General features: G+C 66.3%; 12 protein-coding genes. 8 read left to right on the plus strand and 4 right to left on the minus strand.

Features of this window, described 5'->3' with window-relative positions:
* Nucleotides 1-38 precede the first annotated feature (38 nt).
* Nucleotides 39-683: a TetR/AcrR family transcriptional regulator gene (locus tag ACN9MV_RS07195; RefSeq protein WP_097199909.1), complete on the plus strand. Its 645-nt coding sequence runs from the start codon at nt 39-41 to the stop codon at nt 681-683.
* On the opposite strand, the gene ACN9MV_RS07200 is transcribed toward ACN9MV_RS07195, so the two are convergent.
* From ACN9MV_RS07200 to ACN9MV_RS07215, 4 genes are all read right to left on the minus strand, one after another.
* The gene (locus tag ACN9MV_RS07200; protein ID WP_093048857.1) at nt 667-1704 is read right to left on the minus strand and encodes a VWA domain-containing protein; all 1038 of its coding nucleotides are present in this window, start codon (nt 1702-1704) and stop codon (nt 667-669) included. The genes ACN9MV_RS07195 and ACN9MV_RS07200 overlap by 17 nt on opposite strands.
* Nucleotides 1701-2693, minus strand: a complete 993-nt coding sequence (locus ACN9MV_RS07205) for a DUF58 domain-containing protein (protein WP_093048860.1) — start codon at nt 2691-2693, stop codon at nt 1701-1703. The genes ACN9MV_RS07200 and ACN9MV_RS07205 overlap by 4 nt, the downstream gene beginning before the upstream one ends.
* Nucleotides 2694-2804: 111 nt before the next feature.
* Nucleotides 2805-3821: an AAA family ATPase gene (locus ACN9MV_RS07210; RefSeq protein WP_093048863.1), complete on the minus strand. Its 1017-nt coding sequence runs from the start codon at nt 3819-3821 to the stop codon at nt 2805-2807.
* A 26-nt stretch (nt 3822-3847) separates the two neighbouring features.
* Nucleotides 3848-4858 (minus strand): S1C family serine protease, encoded by a 1011-nt coding sequence (locus tag ACN9MV_RS07215; protein WP_093048866.1) that lies wholly within the window; start codon nt 4856-4858, stop codon nt 3848-3850.
* Nucleotides 4859-4946: 88 nt separating this feature from the next.
* Between ACN9MV_RS07215 and ACN9MV_RS07220 the strand changes: the two genes are divergently transcribed.
* The 7 genes from ACN9MV_RS07220 (at nt 4947) to ACN9MV_RS07250 (ending at nt 11717) form a co-directional block, all read left to right on the plus strand.
* Nucleotides 4947-5807, plus strand: a complete 861-nt coding sequence (locus ACN9MV_RS07220) for a TatD family hydrolase (protein ID WP_093172379.1) — start codon at nt 4947-4949, stop codon at nt 5805-5807.
* 129 nt (nt 5808-5936) lie between these two features.
* Nucleotides 5937-6344 (plus strand): hypothetical protein, encoded by a 408-nt coding sequence (locus ACN9MV_RS07225; RefSeq protein ID WP_093048872.1) that lies wholly within the window; start codon nt 5937-5939, stop codon nt 6342-6344.
* A 99-nt stretch (nt 6345-6443) separates the two neighbouring features.
* Complete coding sequence (locus tag ACN9MV_RS07230; RefSeq protein WP_093048874.1) at nt 6444-6974, plus strand: DNA-deoxyinosine glycosylase; 531 nt, start codon at nt 6444-6446, stop codon at nt 6972-6974.
* An 8-nt stretch (nt 6975-6982) separates the two neighbouring features.
* On the plus strand, nt 6983-7768 hold the full coding sequence (locus tag ACN9MV_RS07235; RefSeq protein WP_093048877.1) for a spermidine synthase: 786 nt from the start codon (nt 6983-6985) through the stop codon (nt 7766-7768).
* Entirely contained in the window at nt 7765-9561 is a 1797-nt protein-coding gene (locus tag ACN9MV_RS07240; protein ID WP_093048880.1) for a GspE/PulE family protein, read from the plus strand. The genes ACN9MV_RS07235 and ACN9MV_RS07240 overlap by 4 nt, the downstream gene beginning before the upstream one ends.
* 136 nt (nt 9562-9697) lie before the next feature.
* Entirely contained in the window at nt 9698-10186 is a 489-nt protein-coding gene (locus ACN9MV_RS07245; RefSeq protein WP_093048883.1) for a tripartite tricarboxylate transporter TctB family protein, read from the plus strand.
* Between the two features lie 19 nt (nt 10187-10205).
* Nucleotides 10206-11717: a tripartite tricarboxylate transporter permease gene (locus tag ACN9MV_RS07250; protein WP_093048886.1), complete on the plus strand. Its 1512-nt coding sequence runs from the start codon at nt 10206-10208 to the stop codon at nt 11715-11717.
* The last annotated feature ends 27 nt before the right edge of the window (nt 11718-11744 follow it).

Genomic DNA, 11744 nt, shown 5'->3' on the forward strand with positions numbered 1-11744 from the left:
GCGTTGTCTCCAACAGTCCAACCCAGGAAACCGACCCGATGCCGCGTGGAAGATCCGCCACTTACGACGATCAGCGTGAACTGATCCTCGCGCAGGCCGCCCAGCTGTTCGCGCGCAGCGGCTATCCCGCCACCTCGATGAACCAGGTGGCCGAGGCCTGCGGCCTCTCGAAGGCCACGCTCTATCACTACTACAAGGACAAGAGCAGCCTGCTGATCAGCATTGCCGAGACGCACGTCTCCAAGCTCGCGGCGCTGGTGGCCGAGGAAGAGGCCTCGACGCACACCGACGAGCAGCGCCTGCGCCGCTTCATCTACCGCATCGTCGAGGAATACGCCGGCGCGCAGGACGCGCACCGCGTGCTGACCGACGACGTGCGCTTTCTCGCGGAAGCCGACCGCGAACGCGTGCTCGACAAGGAGCGCGAGGTGGTCGCGGGCTTTGCGCGCGCCGTGTCTGCGCTGCGCCCCGGTGCGCCGAGTGACGACCTTGCCAAGCCGCTGACCATGCTGCTGTTCGGCATGATCAACTGGATGTTCACCTGGATGAAGCCCGGCGGCCGGCTCGACCACGCGGCCATTGCGCCGATCGTGGCCGATCTGTTCCTGGGGGGCATCGGGGCGGTCAAGACGCCCGATGCGCCGGCTGCCAAGCCGCGAAGGCCTGCTAAAGAATCCGGTTGAACCAGAGCAGCGACAGCCCCGCCGACAGCAGCGTCAGCACCGCCGCGCACATCGCGAACAGCGCCGAGATTTCGGTTTCCTTTTTCTCCACCGTGAGCTTGGAGCTCAGTGTCTCGTAGACCTTCTTCAGGTCGTTCGCGGTGCCGGCGTAGAAGTACTCGGCGTTCGTCTTGTTGGCGATGGCCTTGAGCGTGTCTTCATCGAGCCGCACGCGCATCGACCAGCCTTCGAAGCCGATGGTTTCGCCATCGACGGTGCCCACGCCCACCGTGTAGATGCGCACGCCGCGGTCGGCCGCGGCCTTGGCCGCATCGAGCGGGTCGACGCCGGTGGTGCGCTGGCCGTCGGTCAGCATGATGATCGCGGCGGAGGTGAAGGAACCCGGCGCCACGGGTGTGAACTCCTTGAGCTTCTTCTCGTTCTGGTCGATCGGCATGCCGCGCTGGCGGCTCGGCGCGCTGAACTGCTCGACGTCGATGCCCGCATCGGGGAACAGCGTGGCCAGCGACACCACGATGGCATTGCCCGTGGCGGTGGCGCGCTGGAGCTGGAAGCTGTCGATGGCGGTCACCAGGTCTTCGTGGTTGGTGGTGGGCAGTTGCGCCACCTGCGCGCTGCCCGCGAAGGCGACGATGCCTACCTTCACGCTGCGCGGCAGGTCCTTGATGAAGCTCTTGGCTGCCTCCTGCGCCGCCACGAGCCGGTTGGGCTGCACGTCGGCCGCGCGCATGCTGCCCGACACGTCCATCGCCAGGATGATGGTCTGCTGGTTCGACGGCAGCACCACCACCGCCATTGGCCGCGCCGCGGCCACCAGCATCGCAGCCATGGCCAGCAGGAAAAGCAAGGGCGGAATGTGCCGCCGGATGCTCTGCCCGGCGCCCATGGCTTCGCGCACGATCGACAGGCTGGCGTAGCGCACGGCCAGCTTCTTCTTGCGCCGCAGCAGCCAGAGGTAGAGCAGGATCAGCAGCGGCAGGGCCGCCAGCAGCCAGAGGAATTGAGGCCAGAGAAAAGTCATGCTGCCACCGCCTTCATGCCAGCTGGGCCTCCGATGCGCGTGCGGCGCTTGCGCATATCGGCGAAACGGACGATGGCTTCCACCAGGTCGTCCTGGGTCGAGAGCTCGAGTGCGTCGACGCCTGCCCTTGCCAGCGCCTCGCGCAGTGCGGTTTCACGTTCGGACGCCAGGCGCGCGAAGCGCTTGCGAAAACCGGCGTCGTGGGTGTCGACCCACAGCTGCTCGCCGGTCTCGGCATCGCGCAGCGGCACCAGGCCGAGGTCGGGCAGTTCGAGTTCGAGCGGGTCGAACAGGCGCACGGCGACCACTTCATGGCGTTGCACCAGCTGGCCCAGCGGGCGCTCCCAGCCGGGCTCGCTCAGGAAGTCGGACACCACGAACACGGTGGAGCGGCGCGGCATCAGCGTGGCGGCCGACTTGAGCAGGCCATCCAGGCGCGTCATGCCTTTCTGCGTGGGGGCGGTCTCGGCCTTGCCGGCGCGCTTTTCCATCGCATGCAGCAGGTGCAGCACGTGGCGCCGTCCGCTGCGCGGCGGAATCACCGCTTCGAGGTCGCTGCCGTAGACCAGTGCGCCGACCCGGTTGCCGTGCCGCGTGAGCAACCGCGCCAGCACGCCGACGAAGCCCGCCGAGATCTCGCGCTTGGCCTTCAGGCCCGAGCCGAAATCGACCGAGCGGCTCAGGTCGAGCACGAACCACGCGGCCATCTCGCGGTCTTCGGTGAACACGCGCACATGCGGCGTCTGCAGCCGCGCGGTGACGTTCCAGTCGATGTGGCGCACGTCGTCGTGGTGCTGGTACTCGCGCAGGTCGGCCAGGTCGAGCCCGGTGCCGCGCATCAGCGTGCGGTAGTCGCCTTGCAACAGGCCGTCGAGGCGGCGGATCACGGTCCATTCGAGCCGGCGCAGCGCGCGTTCGGCCCCGCCGGCTTCTGCGGCGAGCCGTTCGTCGTTTGCGGCCGTAGGGGCCTTACGCCACCAGCTTTTCATGCGATTTCAGGGAACACCGCGGAACCGGCTTTGCCGGGCCGCTGGTGTTGCCCCCTGCAAGGGGGTTGGCGAAGCGACACGAAGTGCGCGAAGACTGGGGGTGTGCTCATTTCAGGCCACCAGCTTTTCATGTTCGAGCGGTTTGGGTGGGGCGGGGACTGCACGCATGATCTTCTCGACCAGGCCATCAGGCGTCAGGCCTTCGGACAAGCCTTCGTAGGAAAGCGTCACGCGGTGGCGCAGCACGTCGGGCACCAGCGCCGTCATGTCTTCCGGCAGCGCATAGCTGCGGCCGCGCAAGAGTGCCAGGGCGCGCGCGCCTTCGGTCAGGCTGATGCTCGCGCGCGGGCTGGCGCCGAAGGTGATGAAGCGGCGCAGATCCTTCAGGCCGTGCTTCTCGGGCGTGCGCGTGGCCGACACCAGCTTCACGGCGTATTGAATGAGCGAAGGGTCGACGTACACGCGCCGCGCCTCGGCCTGCAGCGCCGCGAGCTGCTCGGTGGTGGCGACCGGCGTGGCGTTGACGGGCGGGCCGATCACGCGCTGGACGATGACGAATTCCTCCTCGTCGCTCGGGTAGTCGACCAGCACCTTCATCATGAAGCGGTCGACCTGCGCCTCGGGCAGCGGGTAAGTGCCCTCGGTCTCGATGGGGTTCTGCGTGGCCATCACGAGGAAGGGGCGCGGCACCTTGTGCGTTTCGCCGGCAATGGTGACCTGGCGCTCCTGCATCACTTCGAGCAGCGCGCTCTGCACCTTGGCCGGCGCGCGGTTGATTTCGTCGGCCAGCAGCAGGTTGGCGAACACGGGGCCCAGCGAGGTGCTGAACTCGCCGGTCTTCTGGTTGTAGATGCGCGTGCCCACAAGGTCGGCCGGCACCAGGTCGGGCGTGAACTGGATGCGCTTGAACTGGCCGCGCACGGTGTCGGCCAGCGTCTTGATGGTGAGCGTCTTCGCAAGGCCCGGCACGCCTTCGACCAGCAGGTGCCCGCCCGCAAGCATGCCGACCATCACGCGCTCCAGAAAGCGGTCCTGGCCCACGACCACGCGCTTCACCTCGTAGAGGATCTGTTCCATCAGTTCGGCGGTGCCGGCGGGCGTGGGGTTGACGGTCTCTGCTGTGCTCATGCGAAGGACTTTCGAAGAAGGATCGGTCAGAACGGTGGCGAACCCGCGGCGGACGCGGCGTTCTCGATGGGCACCGCGAAGCCGATGCCGATGAAGGTGCGCTGTTGCGTCGGGTTGAGGATGGCGGTGACGATGCCGAGCACCTCTCCATCCATGTTGATCAGCGGGCCGCCTGAATTGCCCGGATTGGCTGCGGCATCGAACTGGATCAGGTTGCCCAGCTCCTGCTTGCCCTCGGGCGAGCGGAACGAGCGCTTCAGGCCCGACACCACGCCAGCCGACACAGACGGCCCGATGCCGAACGGAAAGCCCACGGCCGCCACCTGGTCGCCGGGGCGCAGGTCGGCGGTCGAGCGCATGGTGGCGGGGATCAGGTCGTCGGGAATCTTCTGCGCCTGCAGCACCGCGAGGTCGTTTTCGGGCTGCACGCCGGTGATGGTGGCGATGGCTTCCAGCCCGTCGTAGAAGGTGACCTTGATCTTGTCGGCACCGGCGACCACGTGCAGGTTGGTGAGGATCACGCCCTTGTCGACGATCACCACGCCCGTGCCCACGCCGCGCTCGACCTCGCCCGGGGCCTCGCCGTCGTTGGGTGCTTCAGGCGGCTTGCCCTTGGCGATGTTGCGTCCGCGCTTCTGGGTCTTGGCTTCGGGCGTGTGCTTTTCTTCGCCGTAGCTCACCACCCGCACCACCGAGGGCCGGATGATGTCGGCCGCCTTGGCCGCGGGCGAGGGCAGGGTGTTGGTCTGCAGCGTGCGCAGCACGGCCGCGTCGATGTCTTTTTGAGTGAGGGCCTTGGCGCCCGGGCGCGGCATCCACAGCGCGGCGCCGGTGACCAGCGCGGCCGACAGCAGGAAGAGCAGCGCGAAGCTGCGGCGACCGGGTTGCCAGCCGGGTTTTTTCGCGGGAGCAGCCTGCAGGGACTGGCCCCCGCCGGCGTTTTCAGCCGATGCTGGCGCATCCGCCCGTTCGGCCGCCTCGTCTGCGGCCGGTGGCAGCGTGCGGGGCGAACGGCTGTAGAAAGCGGGCCTGCGCATCGGAGCACCTCCGGCTAAAAAATCGCGTGAAGGAGTTCACAGTAGCACGCTTTCCGCGCCTGCGCATCCCATCAGGCATCATCGTGCGATGGCTACCTTCGTCGATACCCACTGCCATCTGGATGCGCCCGAATTCGGTGCGGAGATGCCGGCCCTTCGCGCCCGCGCCGCCGGGCTGGGGGTGGCGATGTGCGTGATCCCGGCGGTGGCCGTCTTCAATTTCGCCGCCGTGCGCGAACTGGCCCACGCGCAGGGCGATGCCTACGCGCTGGGAATCCACCCGTTGTGCACCGGCGAGGCGAAGGACGAAGACCTTGAAACCCTCGATGCCGAACTGACCGCACGGCGCGGCGACCCGCGGCTCGTGGCGGTCGGCGAGATCGGGCTCGACTACTTCGTCGAGGGGCTCGACGGCCCGAAGCAGGAGCGCTTTTTTCACACTCAGTTGCAACTGGCACGCAAGCATGGGTTACCCGTACTCATCCACGTGCGGCGCTCGGTCGACAAGGTGCTCAAGCATCTTCGCCAGACGGCGGGCGGCAGGCCGTGGCAGGGCATTGCCCATGCCTTCAACGGCAGCGAGCAGCAGGCCCATGCGTGCATCGATCTCGGGTTGAAGCTCGGCTTCGGCGGCGCGGTGACCTTCGAGCGGGCCCTGCAGCTGCGGCGGCTGGCCACCACGCTGCCAATCGAATCGATCGTGATGGAGACCGATGCGCCCGACATCCAGCCGCACTGGCTGTACCGCACGCAGGCCCAGCGCGATGCCGGCGAACCGCAGGGCCGCAACGAGCCGGCCGAGCTGCCGCGCATTGCCGAAGTGGTGGCCGGCCTGCGGGGCATGGGCATCGACGAACTGGCCGCGGCCACCACCCGGAACGCGCTCGAAACGCTTCCGCGTCTCGAAAACCTCATGGCCATGTCGGAGCGCCCGCCGCAACCCGCGTAGGCCAATGCCCCGACCTGCCCGGATGCGTGCAGATGCCGTGGATTTGCTGTCATCCTTGAACTTCACCAGTTCGTTGCTGGTTCAGTGGCAAGTCAGTCACTCAAAACTTCATCCAACAAGGAGCTTTACATGACCACGTCTTTCATTCGCACCGTGCCCGTCGTCCTCGCGCTGGCGCTCGCCTCCATCGGCGTGTCGGCCGTGGCCCAGACCACCGCGCCTGCTGCCACCGCCCCGGCCCCGGCCGAGCCCTCCACCACTGAAAAGGTGAAGGAAGCCGGCAAGGACGCCGTTGACGCCACCAAGCGCACCACCAAGAAGGCCGTCGCCGCCACCGAAAAGGGCACCAAGAAGGCCTGGAGCGCCACCAAGCGCACCACCAAGAAGGCCACCACCGCCACCAAGCATGCGGCCACCAAGACCGGCGAAGTCGTCGAGAACGCCGGCCACAAGACGGCCGACGGCATGCGCAGCACCGGCAAGGCCATCGGCGAGAAGATCCCCGGCACGGCCGAGAACGAAGCCGCCAAGAAGTAATTTCGGGCCTGTTTCGGTCCTCTCTCGAAAGAACCCGCTTCGGCGGGTTTTTTCATGGGCCGCGCAAGTGCGTGCGGGACGGTGGCACGATTGCCGCCCATGAATCCACCCGCCGCATCCGATGCCGCCAGTTCCATGCTCACGGGGTTGGCGCCCATCGTCTCGCCTGCAACGGCCGTGCTCATCCTCGGCAGCTTCCCCGGGGTCAAGTCGCTCGAGCGGCAGCAGTACTATGCACACCCCCAAAACCAGTTCTGGAAGATCTTGCAAGCTGTCTGGCCCGAAGTCCCTTTGCCGTCGGGCGTAGACAGCTACGCGCAGCGCTGCCGCTGGCTGCTCGACCGCGGCCTGGGCGTGTGGGACGTGTACGCGTCTTGCGAGCGCGAGGGCAGCCTCGACTCGGCCATCCGCGCGCCCGTGGCGAACGACATTGCCGGGCTGCATCTGCCGAAGCTCGCCGCCATCGCCCACAACGGCGGCGAGAGCTTCAAGCACGCGCGCCATACGCGCACCCTGGGCGTGCCGGTCTACCAGCTGCCTTCCACCAGTCCTGCCAATGCGTCGTGGAGCTTCGAGCGCAAGCTTGCGGCGTGGCGCGAGGTGCTGGCCACCCACAAACTAGTCGTCTGACGGCATCGATGGCATCGAGCAAAACTTCTATTTCTCTCCCCGAAGTCAATTTCTCCGACTGGGGCGACATCCGCTACCTGCACCTGGGCACCGAATGGGTCCAGGGTTCGATGAAGCTCGACGCGCCTTTCGAGATCGAACTCGAATATGTGCAGCGCATGATGGCCTGGCTGCTGTTTGCCGACGGCAAGACCGTCGCCACCCGCCATGCGATGCAGCTCGGCCTGGGTGCGGCCACGCTCACCAAGTTCAGCCGCAAGATCCTGCGCATGCGCACCACCGCGATCGAGCTCAATCCGCAGGTGGTGTCGGCCTGCCGCGGCTGGTTCAAGCTGCCGCCCGACGACCCGAAGCTGCGCGTGGTGATCGCCGACGCGGCCGCCGAGATCCGCAAGCCCGAATGGCACGGCACTGTCGATGCCTTGCAGGTCGACCTGTACGACCACGAGGCCGCCGCGCCCGTGCTCGACAGCGAAGACTTCTATGCCGACTGCCGCGCGCTGCTCACCGAAGACGGCTGCATGACGGTCAACCTCTTCGGCCGCTCGTCGAGCTACGAGCGCAGCCTCGAAAAGATCGCCGGTGCATTCGGCGCCGACGCCGTCTGGGCCTTCAAGCCGACGCGCGAAGGCAACACGGTGGTGCTCGCGCAGCGCACGCCGAGCCGTCCGAAGCGCGAGGCGCTTGCCGAGCGCGCCCAAACGATCCAGACTCGCTGGGGCTTGCCCGCGCCGAAATGGTTGCGAGTCTTCAAGCCCCTGAATATTTCAATCACTCGACCTGCCGGCTCATGAGCGCTGTTCCCGCTGTTTCTGCTCCCGCCCCCCTGGCCGCCCGCCACGAAGGCCCGCTCGATCTGCGGCGCCTTATTGAATGGCTCGCCGCCGATGGCGTGATTTCCCCGGTCGAAGCCAAGCGCACCATCGCGCGCTGCGCGCAGGCCGAAAGCCGGCAGGCACCGCTGGTGCGGCTGGCCAACGTGGCCATGACGCGAGAGAGCGACAACAAGCCGCTGGATCTTGAAATGCTTACGCAATGGCTCGCGGGCCGCGCCGGGCTCACGTACCTGCGCATCGACCCGCTCAAGGTCGACGTGGGCAAGGTGGCCGACACCATGAGCGCCGCCTATGCCGAGCGCCACAAGGTGCTGCCGGTGCAGGTGCTGCCCAACGAGGTGGTGGTGGCCACGGCCGAGCCCTTCCTCACCGACTGGATCGCCGAGGTCGAGCGCCAGGCGCGCCGCTCGGTGCGCCGCGTGGTCGCCAACCCGGCCGACATCCAGCGCTACACGGCCGAGTTCTTCGCGCTGGCGAAGTCGGTGCGCGCCGCGCAGAAGGCCGGCGGCAACACCGGCGGCGCGAGCTTCGAGCAGCTGGTGGAGCTCGGCAAGAGCAACAAGCAGCTCGACGCCAACGACCAGAGCGTGGTGCAGGTGGTCGACTGGCTGTGGCAATACGCCTTCGACCAGCGCGCGAGCGACATCCACCTGGAGCCGCGCCGCGAGCAGGGCGTGATCCGCTTTCGCATCGACGGCATCCTGCATCCGGCCTACCAGATGCCGATGGGCGTGATGAACGCGATGGTCGCGCGCATCAAGCTGCTGGGCCGCATGGACGTGGTGGAAAAGCGCCGCCCGCTCGACGGCCGCATCAAGACCCGCAACATGCGCGGCGACGAAGTCGAAATGCGCCTGTCAACCCTGCCGACCGCCTTCGGCGAGAAGATGGTGATGCGGATCTTCGATCCCGACACGGCAGTGAAAGACCTCGACGCGCTGGGCTTTGCGCAGCACGACGCGCAACGCTGGGAACAGCTGGTCACGCGGCCCAACGGCATCATCCTGGTGACTGGGCCCACGGGCTCGGGCAAGACCACCACGCTGTATTCCACGCTCAAGCGCGTGGCGACCGAAGAGGTCAACGTGAGCACGGTGGAAGACCCGATCGAAATGATCGAGCCGTCGTTCAACCAGACGCAGGTGCAGCCGCAGCTGGACTTCGGGTTTACCGAAGGCCTGCGCGCGCTGATGCGGCAGGACCCGGACATCATCATGGTCGGCGAAATCCGCGACCTCGCCACCGCCGAGATGGCGGTGCAGGCCGCGCTCACCGGCCACCTGGTGTTCAGCACGCTGCACACCAACGACGCGCCGAGCGCCATCACGCGGATGATGGAGCTGGGCGTGCCTTCGTACCTCATCAACGCGGTGATGCTGGGCGTGCTCGCACAGCGGCTGGTGCGCACGCTGTGCCCCAACTGCAAGCAGCCCGACGACACCGTCACCCGCGAGAAGCTGGAGACCATCGTCAAGCCGTGGCAGATCACGGGCTCGGTGCGCGCCTACAAGCCGGTGGGTTGTGTCGATTGCCGCATGACCGGGTACATGGGCCGCATGGGGCTGTACGAACTGCTGAGCATCAGCGAGGCGTTCAAGGCGCAGGTCACGAAGGAGCCCAACCTGGGCGGGCTGCGCAGGCAGGCCGTGATCGACGGCATGCGGCCGCTGCGGCTGGCTGGCGCGCTGCGCGTGGCTGAAGGCGTGACGACCATCGAAGAGGTGCTGAGCGCCACGCCGCCGCTGGAATAATTCGGCAGTTCGACATCCGGAAGGCCGCTGAGACCTTTCGGGTTATCCCTAGGCCTTTGGTTAGTGGAATCCACATCAGTCTGACCGGAAGCTGACTCGACAATCCCGCATCGAAATTTGTTCGAGGAGACTGTTCGTGAAGATCAAGAGTCAGAAAGACTTTTTCTCGGGTCTGATGTTCACGGTGGTGGGTGTGGCGTTCGCATGGGGCGCCACCACCTACACCGTGGGCACCGGGGCCCGCATGGGTCCGGGTTATTTCCCGTTGATGCTCGGCATCCTGATGGCCCTCATCGGCCTCGGGATCATGTTCAGCGGGCTCACCGTTGAAACCACCGACGGCGAAAAGATCGGCAAGTGGGCCTGGAAGCAGGTGGTGTTCATCCTGGGCGCCAACCTCGCATTCGGCATCCTGCTCGGCGGCCTGCCGAGCATCGGCGTGCCGGCCATGGGCATGATCATCGCCATCTACGCGCTGGTGATCATCTCCAGCCTTGCGGGCCATGAGTTCAAGCTGCCCAGCGTGCTCGTCCTGGCCACTGTGCTGGCCGTCGGCAGCTATGTCGCGTTCATCTGGGCGCTGAAGCTCCAGATCCAGGTCTGGCCGACCTTCATCACCGGCTGAGAAGAAAGCTGCTCACATCATGGAATTGGTTGAACACCTCTCGATGGGTTTTGGCGTTGCCTTTACCTTCACCAACCTGCTGTACTGCCTCGTCGGCTGCATTCTGGGCACGCTGATCGGCGTGCTCCCGGGCATCGGCCCGGTCGCGACCATCGCGATGCTGCTGCCCGCCACTTACGCGCTGCCGCCCGTGTCGGCGCTGATCATGCTGGCCGGCATCTACTACGGCGCGCAGTACGGCGGCTCCACCACCGCGATTCTGGTCAACCTGCCGGGCGAATCATCGTCGGTGGTGACCGTGATCGACGGCTACCAGATGGCGCGCAAGGGCCGTGCGGGCCCGGCACTCGCTGCCGCCGGCCTGGGTTCGTTCTTCGCTGGTTGCGTGGGCACGCTGATCCTGGCCGCCTTCGCACCGCCGCTGACCGAGCTGGCCTTCAAGTTCGGCCCTGCCGAATACTTCTCGCTGATGATCCTGGGCCTGATCGGCGCCGTGGTGCTGGCTTCGGGCTCGCTGCTCAAGGCCATCGCGATGATCGTGCTGGGCCTGCTGATGGGTCTGGTCGGCACCGACGTGAACTCGGGTGTCGCTCGCTACAGCTTCGACATTCCGGAACTCACAGACGGCATCGGCTTCGTGGCCATCGCCATGGGCGTGTTCGGTTATGGCGAAATCATTGCCAACCTCTCGCGCCCCGATGACGAGCGTGAAGTGTTCACTGCCAAGGTCTCGGGCCTGTTCCCGACCAAGGAAGACTTCAAGCGCATGGTTCCCGCGGTGCTTCGCGGCACGGCACTGGGCGCGGCTCTTGGCATTTTGCCTGGCGGCGGAGCGCTGCTGGCGGCTTTCGCGGCCTACACGATCGAGAAGAAGACCAAGCTGAAGCCGGGCGAAGTGCCCTTCGGCAAGGGCAACATCCGCGGCGTGGCGGCTCCCGAGTCGGCCAACAATGCCGGTGCGCAAACTTCCTTCATCCCGCTGCTGACGCTGGGCATTCCGCCCAACGCGGTGATGGCGCTGATGGTGGGCGCAATGACGATCCACAACATCCAGCCGGGTCCGCAGGTCATGACCAGCAATCCCGAGCTGTTCTGGGGCCTGATCGCCTCGATGTGGATCGGCAACGCGATGCTGATCATCCTGAACCTGCCGCTGATCGGCATGTGGATCAAGCTGCTGTCGGTGCCGTACAAGTACCTGTTCCCCGCCATCGTGCTGTTCTGCGCGATCGGCGTGTACTCGACCAACAACAACACCTTCGACATCTGGATGGTGGGCATCTTCGGTCTGGTGGGCTACACCTTCTTCAAGCTGGGTTGCGAGCCTGCACCATTGCTGCTGGGCTTCATCCTCGGGCCGATGATGGAAGAGAACCTGCGCCGTTCGCTGCTGCTGTCGCGCGGCGACTGGAGCGTGTTCGTGACGCGTCCGATCTCGGCGAGCCTGCTGGCTGCTGCTGCGCTGCTGCTGATCATCGTGCTGCTGCCGGCTGTGAAGTCGAAGCGCGAAGAGGCCTTCGTCGAAGACTGACGGCGTTCTGCCCCCTTCAAGACGGCG

The organism is Variovorax sp. R-27 (assembly GCF_049913215.1).
Taxonomy (GTDB): domain Bacteria; phylum Pseudomonadota; class Gammaproteobacteria; order Burkholderiales; family Burkholderiaceae_C; genus Variovorax.